The organism is Oryzobacter faecalis, assembly GCF_046764005.1.
GTDB lineage: Bacteria > Actinomycetota > Actinomycetes > Actinomycetales > Dermatophilaceae > Oryzobacter > Oryzobacter faecalis.
In genome coordinates, this window is the sequence record NZ_JBKOFW010000013.1 from 38,611 (window position 1) to 54,850 (window position 16,240).

At 73.1% G+C, this 16,240-nt stretch carries 17 protein-coding genes; 14 read left to right on the forward strand and 3 right to left on the reverse strand.

All coding sequences use genetic code 11. The features are described 5' to 3' along the window. Window positions 1-45: 45 nt before the first annotated feature. Together efp and nusB are read left to right on the forward strand one after the other, a co-directional pair. Complete coding sequence (gene efp, locus ACK8HX_RS16805) at window positions 46-606, forward strand: elongation factor P (RefSeq protein ID WP_411941863.1); 561 nt, start codon at window positions 46-48, stop codon at window positions 604-606. Between the two features lie 3 nt (window positions 607-609). Then, entirely contained in the window at window positions 610-1,023 is a 414-nt protein-coding gene (nusB, locus tag ACK8HX_RS16810) for a transcription antitermination factor NusB (RefSeq protein ID WP_411941864.1), read from the forward strand. A 12-nt stretch (window positions 1,024-1,035) separates the two neighbouring features. Here the strand turns inward: nusB and ACK8HX_RS16815 are convergent, their stop codons facing one another. From ACK8HX_RS16815 to ACK8HX_RS16825, 3 genes are all read right to left on the reverse strand, one after another. Beyond that, window positions 1,036-1,242 (reverse strand): dodecin, encoded by a 207-nt coding sequence (locus ACK8HX_RS16815; protein WP_411941865.1) that lies wholly within the window; start codon window positions 1,240-1,242, stop codon window positions 1,036-1,038. Between the two features lie 70 nt (window positions 1,243-1,312). After that, entirely contained in the window at window positions 1,313-2,401 is a 1,089-nt protein-coding gene (locus ACK8HX_RS16820) for a DUF418 domain-containing protein (protein WP_411941866.1), read from the reverse strand. Window positions 2,402-2,524: 123 nt separating this feature from the next. Further along, window positions 2,525-2,710: a hypothetical protein gene (locus ACK8HX_RS16825; protein ID WP_411941867.1), complete on the reverse strand. Its 186-nt coding sequence runs from the start codon at window positions 2,708-2,710 to the stop codon at window positions 2,525-2,527. Between the two features lie 238 nt (window positions 2,711-2,948). Here ACK8HX_RS16825 and pyrR point away from each other — a divergent pair, with 238 nt between their 5' ends. The 12 genes from pyrR to ACK8HX_RS16885 all read left to right on the forward strand — a co-directional run bounded on the left by pyrR (window position 2,949) and on the right by ACK8HX_RS16885 (window position 15,517). Then, window positions 2,949-3,542, forward strand: coding sequence for a bifunctional pyr operon transcriptional regulator/uracil phosphoribosyltransferase PyrR (pyrR, locus tag ACK8HX_RS16830; protein ID WP_411941868.1), 594 nt, complete (start codon window positions 2,949-2,951; stop codon window positions 3,540-3,542). Then, window positions 3,539-4,486, forward strand: a complete 948-nt coding sequence (locus ACK8HX_RS16835; protein WP_411941869.1) for an aspartate carbamoyltransferase catalytic subunit — start codon at window positions 3,539-3,541, stop codon at window positions 4,484-4,486. Before pyrR ends, ACK8HX_RS16835 begins: the two co-directional genes overlap by 4 nt. Continuing rightward, complete coding sequence (locus ACK8HX_RS16840; RefSeq protein WP_411941870.1) at window positions 4,483-5,802, forward strand: dihydroorotase; 1,320 nt, start codon at window positions 4,483-4,485, stop codon at window positions 5,800-5,802. Before ACK8HX_RS16835 ends, ACK8HX_RS16840 begins: the two co-directional genes overlap by 4 nt. After that, window positions 5,796-6,926 carry a glutamine-hydrolyzing carbamoyl-phosphate synthase small subunit gene (gene carA / locus ACK8HX_RS16845; RefSeq protein WP_411941871.1) on the forward strand — a complete coding sequence of 377 codons (1,131 nt, stop codon included), beginning with the start codon at window positions 5,796-5,798 and terminating at the stop codon, window positions 6,924-6,926. The genes ACK8HX_RS16840 and carA overlap by 7 nt, the downstream gene beginning before the upstream one ends. Continuing rightward, entirely contained in the window at window positions 6,926-10,237 is a 3,312-nt protein-coding gene (gene carB / locus ACK8HX_RS16850; RefSeq protein WP_411941872.1) for a carbamoyl-phosphate synthase large subunit, read from the forward strand. Before carA ends, carB begins: the two co-directional genes overlap by 1 nt. After that, a complete protein-coding gene (locus ACK8HX_RS16855; RefSeq protein WP_411941873.1) occupies window positions 10,234-11,106 on the forward strand; it encodes a dihydroorotate dehydrogenase electron transfer subunit in 873 nt (290 codons plus the stop codon). The genes carB and ACK8HX_RS16855 overlap by 4 nt, the downstream gene beginning before the upstream one ends. Then, the gene (locus ACK8HX_RS16860; protein WP_411941874.1) at window positions 11,106-12,065 is read left to right on the forward strand and encodes a dihydroorotate dehydrogenase; all 960 of its coding nucleotides are present in this window, start codon (window positions 11,106-11,108) and stop codon (window positions 12,063-12,065) included. Before ACK8HX_RS16855 ends, ACK8HX_RS16860 begins: the two co-directional genes overlap by 1 nt. Further along, on the forward strand, window positions 12,062-12,934 hold the full coding sequence (gene pyrF / locus ACK8HX_RS16865) for an orotidine-5'-phosphate decarboxylase (RefSeq protein ID WP_411941875.1): 873 nt from the start codon (window positions 12,062-12,064) through the stop codon (window positions 12,932-12,934). The genes ACK8HX_RS16860 and pyrF overlap by 4 nt, the downstream gene beginning before the upstream one ends. A 124-nt stretch (window positions 12,935-13,058) precedes the next feature. Then, a complete protein-coding gene (gene mihF / locus ACK8HX_RS16870) occupies window positions 13,059-13,376 on the forward strand; it encodes an integration host factor, actinobacterial type (RefSeq protein ID WP_411941876.1) in 318 nt (105 codons plus the stop codon). Continuing rightward, complete coding sequence (gmk, locus tag ACK8HX_RS16875) at window positions 13,373-13,948, forward strand: guanylate kinase (protein WP_411941877.1); 576 nt, start codon at window positions 13,373-13,375, stop codon at window positions 13,946-13,948. Before mihF ends, gmk begins: the two co-directional genes overlap by 4 nt. 8 nt (window positions 13,949-13,956) lie before the next feature. After that, a complete protein-coding gene (rpoZ, locus tag ACK8HX_RS16880; RefSeq protein WP_411941878.1) occupies window positions 13,957-14,223 on the forward strand; it encodes a DNA-directed RNA polymerase subunit omega in 267 nt (88 codons plus the stop codon). Window positions 14,224-14,227: 4 nt separating this feature from the next. Then, on the forward strand, window positions 14,228-15,517 hold the full coding sequence (locus ACK8HX_RS16885; RefSeq protein WP_411941879.1) for a bifunctional phosphopantothenoylcysteine decarboxylase/phosphopantothenate synthase: 1,290 nt from the start codon (window positions 14,228-14,230) through the stop codon (window positions 15,515-15,517). Window positions 15,518-16,240: the final 723 nt, after the last annotated feature.

A 16,240-nucleotide genomic window follows, 5' to 3' on the forward strand; every position in this document is an offset into this window, starting at 1 on the left:
CGGACCGGCCCGTGGCCACCGAGCAGACGAAAGCGAAGACCACCCGTGGCATCGACCAACGACCTCAAGAACGGCCTCGTCCTCAACCTCGAGGGCCAGCTCTGGACCGTCGTCGAGTTCCAGCACGTCAAGCCCGGCAAGGGCCCGGCCTTCGTGCGCACGAAGCTGAAGAACGTCCTGTCGGGCAAGGTCGTCGACAAGACGTTCAACGCCGGCGTCAAGGTCGACACCGCGAACGTCGACAAGCGGACCATGCAGTACCTGTACAACGACGGGTCCGACTTCATCTTCATGGACGGCGACACCTACGACCAGATCCCGGTGAGCCCGGCCGTCGTCGGCGACGCGGCGAAGTACCTCCTCGAGAACCAGGACGCGATCGTGGCCCGCCACGACGGCAGCGTCCTGTACATCGAGCTCCCCGCCTCGGTCGTCCTCGAGATCACCTACACCGAGCCGGGCCTGCAGGGCGACCGCTCCACCGGCGGCACCAAGCCCGCGACCGTCGAGACCGGCGCCGAGATCCAGGTGCCGCTGTTCCTCGAGACGGGGACCAAGGTCAAGGTCGACACCCGCGACGGCTCCTACCTCGGCCGGGTCAGCTGACCCGTGGCCGCCCGCACCAAGGCCCGCAAGCGCGCGCTCGACCTCCTCTTCGAGGCCGAGCAGCGCGGGGTCAACGCCGGCGAGCTGCTCCGTGAGCGCCTTGCCGCCCCGGTGACCCAGGCCCCGCTGCCCGAGCTCACCGCCGACCTCGTCACCGGGGTCGTCGAGCGCTGGGCCCAGATCGACGAGCTCATCGCCACCTACGCGCAGGGCTGGACCCTGCAGCGCATGCCGGCCGTCGACCGCGCCATCCTGCGCCTCGGCGCCTACGAGGTCCTCTTCTCGGCCGACGTCCCGGAGCCGGTCGCCGTCAGCGAGTGGGTCGCCCTCGCGACCGAGCTGTCGACCGACGACAGCCCACGCTTCGTCAACGGCCTGCTGGGCCGCCTCGTCGAGGTCAAGCCCACCCTGGCGTGACGGGCGACGCGCTCACTCCTCGAGGCGGAACCCGATCTTCAGCCCCACCTGGTAGTGCGCCACGGCGCCGTCCTCGAGGTGCCCGCGGATCTCGGTGACCTCGAACCAGTCCAGCCCCCGCACCGTGCTCGACGCCCGCCCCACGGCGCTCGTGATGGCGTCGTCGATGGACGACGTCGAGGTCCCGACGACCTCGGTGATGCCGTACGTGTGAGCCATGCCCTCGGCCTCCGATCCGGGGCGCCGCGGTGGCGCCCTGCGCCGATCCTCCTCCCGTGGGGCCGCTGCGTCACCCCGTGGTCGCGGGCTCCCGTCGCCGCCGGCGGCCGGTGAGGAGGCCGACGAGCCACTCGAGCGGACCGCGTCCGACGAGCCGCGCCCACAGGATGCCGACGGCGGCCATCCCCGGGACGACGACGAGCCACCCGGGGTAGTCGTTCCCGGCCGGGCGCAGCCCGCCCGGGGCCCACAGGGCGAGGACGCCGACGTGCAGGACGTACAGGCTCAGGGCCACGACGCCGAGCGCCCGCAGCCCGCCGAGGACCGCCCCGACGGCCGCTGGGGGACGTCGGAGCGTGGCGAGGAGGACGACGGCGACGTACGCGAGGGCGACGAGCCCGACGTCGTGGAGGGTGTCGGGCCAGCTGCCGCTGACGAAGTCGGAGTCCGGGCGGAGACGCTGGAGGACGGGTGCCACGAGCCAGGCGACCGGTGCCACCGCCAGCAGCCCCCACAGGAGCCGGTCGCGGCGGGCGCCGTGGCGCAGGAGCAGGGCGCCGGCGAGGAAGAAGGGCAGGAGGTTGGTCAGCCGGTAGTGGTCGTCGAGGACGACCCAGCGGGCGAGCACGGCCGCCGGCGCGTCCGGGTCGGGGAAGGTGCCCGCGAGTGCGGAGCGGGCCCAGGCGTTGAGCGGCGCGCTGACGACGACGACCAGGGCGGTGAGGCCCGCCAGCACACGGGTCGGCAGGAGGACGAGGGGCGCCCCGACGAGGAGGAGGACGCCGAGGTGCCCGAGCACCACCGCCACCCACGACCCCCACGTGGCGACCCAGACGCCGAGGAGCACGAGGAAGAGCGCCCGGACGCCCTGCTGGACGAGCATCCGCGGGCGGTCCCCCGGCGGTGTCCGCTGGGCGACGAGCTGCGCGGCCATCCCCATGACGAGGGCGAACAGCGGCGAGGCGACGTCGTTGACGTTGTACATGACGAAGTCGGCGGCACTCGGCGCGTGGGGGAGGAAGGGGACGGCGTGCGCGACGAGCATGGCGAGGATCGCCACACCGCGCAGGACGTCGGGCACGAGCAGCCGCGCACCCCCCGCGGCGCCGACCTCGCCCGGGACCGTCGGTGTCCTCGCCTCGCCCGTCGTCGCCGGCATCAGGGCAGGTCGACCGGGACCGGGGTGGGGGTCGCAGGCTCCGGCACGGTGCTCATGGCGCTCACCGTAGCCACGCCACGGGCTCGCGCAGGGAGGACGGCCGGGCTCGACCTCAGGTCGGGCTCAGCGGTGGCCGGCGGCCGCGAAGACCACCTCGGGCCACGGGGAGGCGGCGATGAAGCGGCGGTACGTCTCGGCGTCGGCGTCGCGCGGGGGGAACAGCGGGGCGGTGACGACGGACCGGTCCGAGCCCGGGGCGTCCGCACAGGACGCGTCACGGCGGGTGGTGGGCGGGACGGATGTCTGCACGGGGGCCTCCTCACGGCGCTCGGGCGGTGACCACCATTCCATCACATCGTGTTGGGTTCTGCATAGTAGTTCGTTATGACTAGGCCAGGGGGCCCGATCGGGTGGGGCCGGCCGGGCCTCGTGGCCGGTCCCACCCGGCGGGCCGTGTCGGGGGAGGACGTCGCCCCGGGTTAGAGTGGCGTCCGCCAGACATCCTTTAACGACCTGTCCCGTGAGGCAGGGAAGGAGGTCCGCGTCGATGACGCGCGCCGACAGCAGCAGCGTGCCCCCCGGGCACCCCCTCGACCCCAGTGGCCGCGACGTCCTCACCGCAGGTGACGTTGCCCGGGCCCTGCGGCGCATCGCCCACGAGATCCTCGAGCACAACAAGGGTGCCGACGGCCTCGTCCTCCTCGGCATCCCCAGCCGCGGCGTCGAGCTCGCCAGCCGGCTCGTCGACCTCATCCGCGAGGTCGAGGGCACCGAGGTGCCCGTGGGGTCCCTCGACATCACGATGCACCGCGACGACCTGCGCCACCAGCCCACCCGCGCGCCGATGGCCACGCGCATCCCGAGCGGCGGCATCGACGACAAGGTCGTCGTCCTCGTCGACGACGTCCTGTACTCGGGTCGCACCATCCGAGCCGCCCTCGACGCCCTGTCCGACCTGGGCCGCCCCCGCGCCGTGCGCCTCGCGGTCCTCGTCGACCGCGGCCACCGGGAGCTGCCGATCCGGGCCGACCACGTCGGCAAGAACCTCCCGACGAGCCACACCGAGAAGGTGCAGGTGCGCCTGTCCGGCCACGACGGCATCGACGACGTCGTCCGCATCGCCGGGGGTGAGCCGCGGTGAACCGCCACCTGCTCTCCAGCGCCGACCTCAGCCGCGACGACGTCCGCATGCTCCTCGCCACCGCCACCGAGATGCACGAGGTGCAGCGCCGCGACGTCAAGAAGCTGCCCACCCTGCGCGGGCGCACCGTCATCAACCTGTTCTTCGAGGACTCCACCCGCACCCGCAGCAGCTTCGAGATCGCCGGCAAGTGGATGTCGGCGGACACCATCAACATCACCGGCAAGGGGTCCAGCGCGAGCAAGGGGGAGTCCCTGCGCGACACGGTCCGCACCATCGACGCGATGTCGGTCGACGCCCTCGTCATCCGGCACATGGCGAGCGGGGCGGCGCACCAGGTGGCGCAGTGGGTCGACGCGAGCGTCGTCAACGCCGGTGACGGCACCCACGAGCACCCCACCCAGGCCCTCCTCGACGCGTACACGATGGAGCAGCGGATGGGCGACCTCGACGGCCGCCGCGTCGCGATCGTCGGCGACCTCACCCACAGCCGCGTGTTCCGCTCCAACGCCATCACGCTGCGCACCCTCGGCGCCCACGTCACCCTCGTCGCACCGCCGACGCTCATGCCCAGCGGGATCGGCCCGTGGGCCTCGGCCGAGCAGATGGAGACCACCGACGACCTCGACGCCGTCCTCGCCTCCGGACCCGACGCGGTGATGATGCTGCGCGTCCAGCGCGAACGGATGAGTGGCGGCTTCTTCCCGACCCCCCGCGAGTACACCGTGGGGTTCGGGCTCACCCGCGACCGCCTCCGCGCGCTCGCCGACGCCAACCCGGAGGCCGTCATCTGCCACCCCGGCCCGATGAACCGCGGCCTCGAGATCAGCGCCGACGCCGCCGACGCCGCGCGCAGCCTCGTGCTCGACCAGGTGAGTGCGGGGGTGGCGGTCCGGATGTCCGTCCTCTACCACCTCCTCGCGGGAGAGGGGGCCGCGGCGTGAGCGGGCAGCGCGACCTCCTCCTCACCGGCGCCACCTGGTACGCCGCGGACGGCACGCCCACGACCGGCGACGTCCTCCTGCGGGACGGCCGGATCGCGGCGGCCGGTGCCGACGTCGAGGCGCCGAGGGGCACCGAGGCCGTCGACACCGACGGGCTCGTCCTCCTCCCGGGCCTTGTCGACCTCCACACCCACCTGCGCGAGCCGGGCCGCGAGGACGCCGAGACGATCGCGAGCGGCTCGCGGGCCGCGGCGGTCGGCGGCTTCACCGCGGTCCTGGCGATGGCGAACACGAGCCCCGTCACCGACACGGCCGAGGCCGCCGAGCGCGTCCTCGACCTCGGGCGCGCCGCGGGCCTCGTCGACGTCGTCCCGGTCGGGGCGGTGACCAAGGGGCTGGAGGGCGCCGAGCTCGCCGAGCTGGGGCTGATGCACCGCAGCCGCGCCGGGGTCCAGGTCTTCTCCGACGACGGGCGCTGCGTGGCCGACGGCCGGGTCATGCGCCGGGCGCTCGAGTACGTGCGGGCCTTCGGCGGCGTCGTCAGCCAGCACAGCCAGGACCCCACCCTCGCCGGGCCGCAGGCGTGCTGCCACGAGGGCGAGCTCTCCGGGCGGCTCGGGCTGCCGGGGTGGCCCAGCGTCGCCGAGTCGGCGGTCATCGCCCGTGACGTCATGCTCGCCGAGCACACGAACAGCCGGATCCACGTGGCGCACGTCAGCACCGCCGAGGGGCTCGACGTCATCCGCTGGGCCAAGGCGCGCGGCATCCGGGTCACCGCCGAGGTCACCCCGCACCACCTGGCGCTGGGCACCGACCTGCTCACGGGGTACGACCCTGTCTACAAGGTCAACCCGCCGCTGCGACCCACCGAGGACCAGGAGGCGCTGCGCGACGCGCTCGTCGACGGCACCGTCGACGCCGTCGCCACCGACCACGCGCCGCACGCCCGGCACGACAAGGAGCACGCGTTCGTCGACGCGGCCTTCGGGATGCTGGGCCTGGAGACCTCGTTCGCGGTCGTCCACGACCTCCTCGTGCGCGAGGGCCGGCTCGGGTGGCACGACCTGACCCGCGTCATGTCCTCGGGCCCTGCCCGCATCGCCGGGCTCGCCGACCACGGCCGCCCGGTGGCCGAGGGCGAGCCGGCGAACCTCGTCCTCGTCGACCCCGCCGCCACGGTCACCGTCGACCGCGACGCCTCGCAGTCCCTGTCCCGCAACACCCCGTGGCACGGCCGGTCGCTGACCGGAGCGGTCCACACGACGATCCTGCGCGGGCGAGTCACCGCGCGAGGAGGGGAGCCCACCGCATGCTGACCACCCGGGAGCCCGCCGTCCTCGTCCTCGAGGACGGCCGCACCTTCACCGGCCGCGCCTACGGCCACCGCGGTTCCACGGTCGGCGAGGCCGTCTTCTCCACCGGCATGACCGGCTACCAGGAGACCCTCACCGACCCGAGCTACCACCGCCAGGTCGTCGTCATGACGGCGCCGCACGTCGGCAACACCGGCTGGAACGACGAGGACGACGAGTCGGGCCGCATCTGGGTCGCCGGCTACGTCGTCCGTGACCCCGCACTGCGCCCGTCGAGCTGGCGCTCGCGCCGCTCCCTCGAGGACGAGCTCGACGCCCAGGGCGTCGTCGGCATCTGCGACCTCGACACCCGAGCCCTGACCCGCCACCTGCGCGAGCGCGGGGCGATGCGGGTCGGCATCTTCTCCGGCGAGGCCGCCACCGCCCCGCGCGAGCGGCTGCTCACGACCGTCATCGACGCCCCGCAGATGGCCGGCTCGGCGCTCGCCGAGGAGGTCGCCACCACGCAGGCCTACGTCGTCCCGGCGGTGGGGGAGCGGCGGTTCACCGTCGCGGCCGTCGACCTCGGCATCAAGTCGATGACGCCGCGGATGATGGCCGAGCGCGGCATCGAGGTCCACGTCCTGCCGGCGACGACGACGATCTCGCAGCTTCGCGAGCTCGCCCCGGACGGCGTCTTCCTCTCCAACGGCCCGGGCGACCCGGCGACCGCCGACGTCCAGGCCCAGCTGGTCCGCGACGTCCTCGGCGACGGGACGCCGTACTTCGGCATCTGCTTCGGCAACCAGATCCTCGGCCGGGCCCTCGGGTTCGGCACGTACAAGCTCAAGTACGGGCACCGCGGCATCAACCAGCCGGTCATGGACCGCACGACCGGCAAGGTCGAGGTCACCGCGCACAACCACGGGTTCGCCGTCGACGCGCCCCTCGACCGCGAGAGCGACACCCCGTTCGGGAAGGTCCGCGTCAGCCACGTCTGCCTCAACGACGACGTCGTCGAGGGCCTCGAGTGCCTCGACGTGCCGGCCTTCTCGGTCCAGTACCACCCGGAGGCCGCGGCCGGCCCGCACGACGCCGCCTACCTCTTCGACCGGTTCGTGCAGCTCATGGAAGGACGGACCGCCTGATGCCGAAGCGTGACGACATCAGGAGCGTCCTCGTCATCGGGTCGGGGCCGATCGTCATCGGCCAGGCCTGCGAGTTCGACTACTCCGGCACCCAGGCGTGCCGGGTGCTGCGGGAGGAGGGCATCCGGGTCGTCCTCGTGAACTCCAACCCGGCGACGATCATGACCGACCCCGAGTTCGCCGACGCGACCTACGTCGAGCCGATCACCCCGGAGGTCGTCGAGGCCATCATCGCCAAGGAGCGCCCCGATGCGGTCCTCGCGACCCTCGGTGGCCAGACGGCGCTCAACTGCGCGATGGACCTCCACGAGCGCGGTGTCCTCCAGAAGTACGACGCGCCCCTCATCGGCGCCAACGTCGAGGCGATCCAGCTCGGCGAGGACCGCGAGAAGTTCAAGGGGGTCGTCGAGCGCTGCGGCGCCGAGTCGGCCCGCTCGCACATCTGCCACACGATGGACGAGGTCATGGCCGCCGCCGACGACCTCGGCTACCCGGTCGTCGTGCGGCCGTCGTTCACGATGGGCGGGCTCGGCTCGGGCTTCGCGTACACGCCCGACGAGCTGCGCCGCATCGCCGGTGCCGGCCTGCAGTACTCACCGGTCACCGAGGTGCTCCTCGAGGAGTCGATCCTCGGGTGGAAGGAATACGAGCTCGAGGTCATGCGCGACCACGCCGACAACGTCGTCGTCGTCTGCTCGATCGAGAACCTCGACCCGATGGGCGTCCACACCGGCGACTCCATCACCGTCGCCCCGGCCCTCACCCTGACCGACCGTGAGTACCAGCGGCTGCGCGACATCGGCATCGCGGTGATCCGCGAGGTCGGCGTCGACACCGGCGGCTGCAACATCCAGTTCGCGGTCAACCCCGAGGACGGCCGCATCATCGTCATCGAGATGAACCCCCGGGTCTCCCGCTCGTCGGCGCTCGCGTCGAAGGCCACCGGGTTCCCCATCGCGAAGATCGCCGCGAAGATGGCGATCGGCTACACCCTCGACGAGGTGCCGAACGACATCACCCAGGAGACCCCTGCGTCGTTCGAGCCGACGCTCGACTACGTCGTCGTCAAGGTGCCTCGGTTCGCGTTCGAGAAGTTCCCCGCGGCCGACGACACCCTGACGACGACGATGAAGTCGGTCGGCGAGGCGATGTCGATCGGGCGCTCGTTCACCGAGGCCCTCCAGAAGGCACTGCGGTCCCTGGAGAAGAAGGGCAGCAGCTTCCACTGGGACGGCCCCACGCCGACGACCGAGGAGGCGCGCGCCCTGCTCGCCGAGGCGAAGCGGCCCACCGACGGGCGCATCGTCCTCGTCCAGCAGGCGCTGCGCGGCGGGCTGTCGGTCGAGGAGGTCCACGAGGTCACGAGGATCGACCCCTGGTTCCTCGACCAGATGCGGCTCGTCGAGGACGTCGCCGAGGCCGTCGCGCAGGCCGGTGAGCTGACGCCCGAGCTGCTGCGGCTGGCCAAGCGCCACGGCTTCTCCGACGCCCAGCTCGCCTCCCTCCGGGGGATGCCCGAGGCCGTCGTGCGCGGGGTGCGCCACGCCCTCGGGGTGCGGCCGGTCTACAAGACGGTCGACACGTGCGCCGCCGAGTTCGCCGCCCGGACGCCGTACCACTACAGCGCCTACGACGAGGAGGACGAGGTCGCCCCGCGCGAGCGTCCGGCCGTCATCATCCTCGGCTCGGGCCCGAACCGGATCGGGCAGGGCGTCGAGTTCGACTACTCCTGCGTCCACGCCAGCTTCGCCCTGCGCGACGTCGGCTACGACACCGTGATGGTCAACTGCAACCCCGAGACGGTCTCCACCGACTACGACACGAGCAGCCGCCTCTACTTCGAGCCGCTGACCCTTGAGGACGTCCTCGAGGTCGTCCACGCCGAGGCCAAGGCCGGGCCGATCGCGGGCGTCATCGTCCAGCTCGGCGGGCAGACCCCGCTCGGCCTCGCCAAGGCGCTCAAGGCGGAGGGCGTGCCGATCGTCGGCACCTCACCGGAGGCCATCGACCTCGCCGAGGACCGCGGGGCGTTCGGGCGCGTGCTGGCCGAGGCCGGGCTGCCCGCGCCGAAGCACGGCACGGCCTACAGCGCGGCCGAGGCCGTCGAGATCGCCCGCGAGATCGGCTACCCCGTCCTCGTGCGGCCCTCGTACGTCCTCGGCGGCCGCGGGATGGAGATCGTCTTCGACGACGAGACCCTCTCGGGCTACGTCGAGCGCGCGACCGTCGCCAGCCCGGAGCACCCGGTGCTCGTCGACCGGTTCCTCGACGACGCCATCGAGATCGACGTCGACGTCCTGTACGACGGGGAGGAGATGTACCTCGGCGGGATCATGGAGCACATCGAGGAGGCCGGCATCCACTCCGGTGACTCGTCGTGCACCCTGCCGCCGGTCACGCTCGGAGCCTCCGAGCTGGAGCGGGTGCGGGAGTCCACCCTGAAGCTGGCCCGGGGGATCGGGGTGCGGGGCCTGATGAACGTCCAGTTCGCCCTGGCCCAGGACATCCTCTACGTCCTCGAGGCCAACCCCCGGGCGTCGCGCACGGTGCCCTTCGTCGCCAAGGCCACGGGCGTCGCCCTGGCGAACGCCGCGAGCCGGATCATGCTGGGCGCCACCATCGCCCAGCTCCGTGACGAGGGCGTGCTGCCGAAGCACACCGACGGCGGGCGGATGCCGGCGCACGCGCCGATGTCGGTCAAGGAGGCCGTGCTCCCGTTCAAGCGGTTCCGCACCGCCGACGGCCTCGTCGTCGACAGCCTGCTCGGACCCGAGATGCGGTCCACCGGTGAGGTCATGGGCATCGACCGCGACTTCGGGCGCGCGTTCGCCAAGGCCCAGCTCGGCGCGATCAGTGGACTGCCCACCAAGGGAACGGTGTTCGTCTCGGTGGCGAACCGCGACAAGCGCGCCATCATCTTCCCGGTGAAGCGGCTCGTCGACCTCGGGTTCAAGATCGTGTCGACGTCGGGCACCGCGGACGTGCTGCGGCGCAACGCGATCGAGGCCGAGGTCGTCCTCAAGCACGCCGAGCGCGGCGACTCCGGCCGCAGCATCGTCGACTGGATCAACGCCGGCGAGGTCGACATGGTCGTCAACAGCCCGAGCGGTCCGAGTGCCTCGGCGCGCGCCGACGGGTACGCGATCCGCGCGGCGGCCGCGGCCACCGACACCCCCATCATCACCACCGTCCAGCAGCTCGCGGCGGCCGTGCAGGCCATCGAGTCGCAGCTGGCGGGTGGGCTCGAGGTCACCTCGCTGCAGGACCACGCGGCCGCCCTCGACCTGTTCGGCGTGGGGGTGGACGCGTGAGGGACGTCGTCCAGGTCACGGGCGAGCTGGTGGCGAACCGGCGCGCCGGCGCCTACCACCACCTGACCGTGGTGGCCCCCGGCCTCGCCGAGCTCGCGAAGCCGGGACAGTTCGTCGCGCTCGCGGTCGGGGGTGAGACGTCGGCGAACCTGTTGCGTCGGTGCTTCTCGATCCACCGGGTCAAGCCGTCGGGGACGTTCGGCGGCACGGTCGACGTCGTCATCGCCGCGCACGGGCCCGGGACGCAGTGGCTGACGCAGCTGCGGGCGCACGACCCGGTCGACGTCGTCGGCCCGCTCGGGCGCCCCTTCCCGCTGCCCGCCGAGCCGGTCGCCTGCGTCCTCGTCGGAGGCGGCTACGGGTCGGCACCGCTGTTCTGGCTCGCGGAGGCGCTGCGCGAACGCGGCTGCCACGTCGAGATGGTCCTCGGCGCGGCCTCCGAGGACCGCCTCTTCGGCGTCGTCGAGGCACGGCGCACGGCCGACGGCGTCACGGTGACGACCGACGACGGGTCCGCCGGCCGGCGCGGCTGGGTCAGCGACGTCCTCGGTGAGGTCGTCGACCGCACCGGCGCCGGCGTCGTCTACGCCTGTGGCCCGATGGCGATGCTCAGGTCGGTCACCGAGATCGCCGCGGCCCACGGCGCGGTCGCCCAGGTGGCGGTCGAGGAGTCGATGGCGTGCGGCATCGGTGTGTGCATGACCTGCGTCATGCCCGTCACCGGCAACGACGGGGTCACCCGGATGGTCCGCTCCTGTGTGGAGGGTCCGGTGTTCCGGGGCGACCGGGTGCGGTGGGACGCCTTCGCCGACGGCGTCTGCCGGGTCCCCGCCGACACGCTCGGCGCTCCGCGGGTGGGTGGTCACTGATGATCGACCTGCGCACCGACCTCGCCGGGATGGCGCTGCCCAACCCCGTGATGACGGCCTCCGGCTGCGCCGCGAACGGCAGGGAGCTGCACCGGTTCTTCCCGGTCTCCGAGCTCGGAGCCTTCGTGACGAAGACGGTCATGGCCGACCCGCGGGCCGGGCGCGGTACGCCGCGCATGGCGGAGACGGCGTCCGGGATGCTCAACTCGATCGGCCTCCAGGGGCCGGGCATCGACGCCTTCCTCGACAAGGACCTCGCCTGGCTGCACGAGGTGGGCGCCCGCGTCCTCGTCTCGATCGCGGGCAACACCGAGGAGGAGTTCGGGTTCGTCGCGAAGAAGCTCGCGGCGCACCCGTCGTTCGCGGCGGCGGTCGGGGTCGAGGTCAACATCTCCTGCCCCAACGTCGCCAACCGCGGCCTCGTCTTCGCGTGCGACCCACTGTCATCGCAGCGGGTCGTCCGGATCGTCCGCGACGCCCTGCCACCGGGGACGATCGTCTTCGCCAAGCTCACCCCCGACGTCACCGACATCGTCACCGTCGCCGAGGCCGCCCTGCGGGCCGGCGCCGACGGGCTGACGATGATCAACACCCTCCTCGGCATGGTCATCGACACCGACCTGCTCCGCCCGCAGCTCGCGGGGGTCACGGGCGGGCTCTCCGGCCCGGCGGTCCGCCCGGTGGCGGTGCGCGCCCTCTGGCAGGTGACCGCGGCGATGCGGTCGGGCCGGATCCCGTGGGCGCCGCTCATCGGTGTCGGGGGAGTGCGCACGGGGCGCGACGCCCTCGAGCTCGTCGCCGCCGGCGCCTCGGCCGTGCAGGTCGGGACCGCGACGTTCAACGACCCGTCGCGCCCGCGCCGCGTCGTCGACGAGCTCGAGGCCGAGATCTCCCGCCACGGCTTCACGAAGTTCGCCGACGTCGTCGGCATCGCCCACGAGAGGACGGCAGCACCGTGACCGCTTCCACGACACCGACCTTCGGCACGCGCCTGCGCGCCGCGATGGACACCCACGGACCGCTGTGCGTGGGCATCGACCCGCACCGTGCGCTCGTCGAGTCGTGGGGCCTGGGGTACGACCTCGCCGGCCTCGAGCGGTTCGCCTTGACGTGCGTCGAGGCCTTCGCCGGTCGGGTCGCCGCCGTCAAGCCGCAGTCGGCCTTCTTCGAGGTGTTCGGGTCGCGCGGCGTGGCCGTCCTCGAGAGGGTCCTCGCCGACCTCCGGGACTCGGGGACGCTGACGGTCCTCGACGCCAAGCGCGGCGACATCGGGTCGACGATGGAGGCGTACGCGCAGGCGTTCCTCGGCGACGAGGGCCCGGGCCGCGCCGACGCCCTCACGGTGAGCCCGTACCTCGGGTACGGTGCGCTGCGGCCGGCCATCGACCTCGCCGCGGCCACCGGGCGCGGGGTCTTCGTCCTCGCCCTCACCTCCAACCCCGAGGGTCCCTCGGTGCAGCACGCCGACGCGGGCGGCGCCAGCGTGGCCGCGGGCGTCGTCGCCGGGGCCGCCGCCGACAACGCCGGCGCGGCCGCCCGTGGCGAGCTGGGGCACGTCGGCCTCGTCGTGGGTGCCACCGTCGGCGACGCCGTCGACCGGCTCGGCCTCGACCTGGCCGGCTCCGCCGCACCGCTGCTGGCACCCGGGCTCGGAGCGCAGGGAGCGGGTCCGGGTGACCTGCGGGCCGTGTTCGGCGACGCCCTCGGCCAGGTCCTCCCGAACGTCTCCCGCTCGGTCCTCGCCGCCGGCCCGTCGGTCGCCGCCCTCGCCGAGGCCGCCGTCCGCGAGGCCGACGCCGTCGCCGCCGCGGTGCGTGCCTCGGTCTGACCCTCGACGGGGTCCGGCGCGCCCGAGGGCGGTCGGGCTCACGTCTGGACGTGCGCGCTATGGTCGGAGGGTCCCGCCGGGTGTTGAGCAGCCAGCGCCCGCACGTCCACGAAGGAACGACCCCGTGGCTCTTCCGTCGCTCACCCCCGAACAGCGTGCCGCCGCCCTCGAGAAGGCTGCGGCCTCCCGCCGGGAGCGCGCCGAGGTGAAGCACCGCCTCAAGCACTCAGGTGCCTCGCTCTCCCAGGTCATCGACTCCGGCCGCTCGAACGACGTCATCGGCAAGATGCGCGTCTCGGCCCTCCTCGAGTCCATGCCCGGCGTCGGCCGGGTCCGTGCCCGCCAGATCATGGAGGAGGTCGGCATCTCCGAGAGCCGCCGCGTCCGTGGCCTGGGCCAGAACCAGGTCGCCGCACTGCTCGACCGCTTCGGGCGGTCGTGACCGCACGCTCCCGTCTCACCGTCCTCGCCGGGCCGACCGCCGTCGGCAAGGGGACCGTCGCGGCGTACGTCCGCGAGCACCACCCCGAGGTGTGGCTGTCGGTCTCCGCGACCACCCGCCGCCCCCGGCCCGGCGAGGTCGACGGCGTCCACTACCACTTCGTGGGTGACGCCGAGTTCGACCGCATGGCCCGCGACGGCGAGCTCCTCGAGTGGGCCGTCGTCCACGGCCGCGCCAAGTACGGCACGCCGCGCCGTCCCGTCGAGGAGGCTCTGGCGGCCGGGCGGCCGGCCCTGCTCGAGATCGACCTGCAGGGTGCCCGCCAGGTCCGGGCGTCGATGCCCGGTGCGTTCTTCGTCTTCCTCGAGCCCCCGAGCTGGGACGAGCTGGTCCGCCGCCTCGTCGGCCGCGGTACCGAGGACGCCGAGGAGCGGGAGGCCCGGCTGGGCACCGCACGCCTCGAGCTGGCGGCCGCCGCCGAGTTCGACGTGGTCGTCACGAACGACGACGTTCGGCGTGCGGCCGAGGAACTCGTATCATTGATGAGAACCCCCGTCACCGAGAGCAAGTGAGTCCCAGCGTGTCCGGAACCGTGGCCGAGCCCATCGGCATCACCAACCCCCCGATCGACGAGCTCCTCGAGCGCGCCGACAGCAAGTACGCGCTCGTGCTCTACTCCGCGAAGCGGGCCCGCCAGATCAACGCGTACTACGCGCAGCTCCAGGAGGGACTGCTCGAGTACGTCGGCCCGCTCGTCGACTCCGAGGTCCACGAGAAGCCGATGTCGATCGCCCTCCGCGAGATCAACGAGGGCCTGCTGACCTCGACGCCGACCACCGAGGACTGACCGGGTGAAGGTCGTCCTCGGTGTCGCCGGGGGCATCGCGGCGTACAAGGCCTGCACGCTCCTGCGCCTGCTCACCGAGGCCGGCCACGACGTCACCGTCGTCCCCACCGCCGCGGCGCTGCACTTCGTCGGCGAGGCCACGTGGTCGGCCCTGTCCGGCAAGAAGGTCCACACCGACGTGTGGTCCGACATCACCGAGGTGCCGCACGTGCGGATCGGCCAGGAGGCCGACCTCGTCGTCGTCGCGCCGGCGACCGCCGACCTGCTCGCTCGCGCCGCGACCGGCCAGGCCGACGACCTCCTCACCAACGTCCTGCTGACCGCGCGCTGCCCGGTCGTCATGGCCCCCGCCATGCACACCGAGATGTGGGAGCACGCGGCCACCCAGGCCAACGTGGCCACCCTCACCGAGCGCGGCGTCCACGTCGTCCCGCCCGCGTCGGGGCGCCTCACTGGTCGCGACACGGGTCCGGGACGCCTTCCGGAGCCCGAGGAGCTCTACGCCGTCGTCGAGCGCGAGCTCGCGCGGGCGGGGGGTGCGTCGCGTCCTGGCGCCCCGGCCGGACCGGCCGGACGGGCCCCCGACGCGACGTCCCGGCGCGGCGACCTCAGCGGCCGCCGCGTCGTCATCAGCGCCGGCGGGACCCGTGAGCCCCTCGACCCGGTGCGCTTCCTCGGCAACCGCTCGTCGGGCAAGCAGGGCCACGCCCTCGCCGAGGCCGCGGCCCGGCGCGGTGCGTCGGTGCTGCTCGTGTCGTCCTCGTCGCTGCCGGCACCGGCCGGTGTCGAGGTCGTCCCGGTCGAGACCGCCCTCGAGCTCGAGGCCGCCGTGACCGCCGCCGCGGCGGAGGCCGACGTCATCGTCATGGCCGCCGCCGTCGCCGACTTCCGGCCGGCCGCCTACGCCCGACACAAGATCAAGAAGTCCCACTCGGCCGCGCTCGACGGGCCCGAGGACGAGTCGGCGCCCGTCGTCGAGCTCGTCCGCAACCCCGACGTCCTCGCCGGGCTCGTCCGGGCACGCGGTGCGGCCACGTCGCCCGTCATCGTGGGGTTCGCCGCCGAGACCGGTGACGACACCGGGTCCGTCCTCGACCACGGCCGGGCGAAGCTGGCCCGCAAGGGCTGCGACCTCCTCGTCGTCAACGAGGTCGGCAACGGGGTGACCTTCGGTCAGGACTCCAGCACGGTGCACCTGCTGCGCCGTGGCTCCGACGCGGTCACCGACGTCGGTCCGGCCCCGAAGTCGGTCGTCGCCGACGCCGTGTGGGACGCCGTGCTCGACCTGCTCTGACCGGCGCGACCGTTCCGGGGGAGCCCGCCGCCGTGCCGTTGCCGGCGTCGTCTCGATGACGTGAGCCCGGCGCTCGGCTGTCCGCTGCCACCCGCTGGTCGCACCGACCACCTCGCCTCGCGCCGGGCCTCCTTCACAAGCGCCCGGACGGCGTCCCGCGCGGCTTGGTTCCGTTGCCTGCTCAACACCCGCTTGGGCGCCGACGCCCACCTCGCCTTCCGCTCGGCCTCCCTCACAGGCGCCTGGGCGGCGTCCCGCTCCGCGTCGTTCCGTTGCCCGCTCACCATCCGCTGTTCGCACCGCCAGCCTCGCCTTCCGTTCGGCCTCCTTCTCAGGCGCCTGGACGGAGTCCCGCTCCGCGTCGTTTTTGTTGCCCGCTCACCATCCGCTGTTCGCACCGCCAGCCTCGCCTCCCGTCCCGGCGTGCTCCACGAACTGCGTAGACGCGTCGCCCCCCTCCCCGCCCACCGCGAACGTGGGTGAAGATCGTCGCTGGGCCGACGATTCTCACCCACGTTCGCCCGACGCAGGGCGGTGCGGAGGCGGGCGCGCACCGCCGCAGGTCGCCGCGCGAATTCGGCTGTGGGTCATCCACATTCACGCTATCGAACACTTGTGCTAATGGTCGTCGGCGGGTAGGCTCGCAGGTACAGGGGAGGGGGACAGCATGAGCAGCACCGCACCAGCGACCAGCAGCCGCACCGGGCATCCGAGCGAGCTGCT

Coding starts and splice junctions, on each gene's coding strand:
- ACK8HX_RS16820 (WP_411941866.1), bottom strand. CDS start 2,401: ATGCCGGCGACGACGGGCGAGGCGAGGACACCGACGGTCCCGGGCGAG.
- carB (WP_411941872.1), top strand. CDS start 6,926: ATGCCGAAGCGTGACGACATCAGGAGCGTCCTCGTCATCGGGTCGGGG.
- carA (WP_411941871.1), top strand. CDS start 5,796: ATGCTGACCACCCGGGAGCCCGCCGTCCTCGTCCTCGAGGACGGCCGC.
- ACK8HX_RS16815 (WP_411941865.1), bottom strand. CDS start 1,242: ATGGCTCACACGTACGGCATCACCGAGGTCGTCGGGACCTCGACGTCG.
- ACK8HX_RS16860 (WP_411941874.1), top strand. CDS start 11,106: ATGATCGACCTGCGCACCGACCTCGCCGGGATGGCGCTGCCCAACCCC.
- pyrR (WP_411941868.1), top strand. CDS start 2,949: ATGACGCGCGCCGACAGCAGCAGCGTGCCCCCCGGGCACCCCCTCGAC.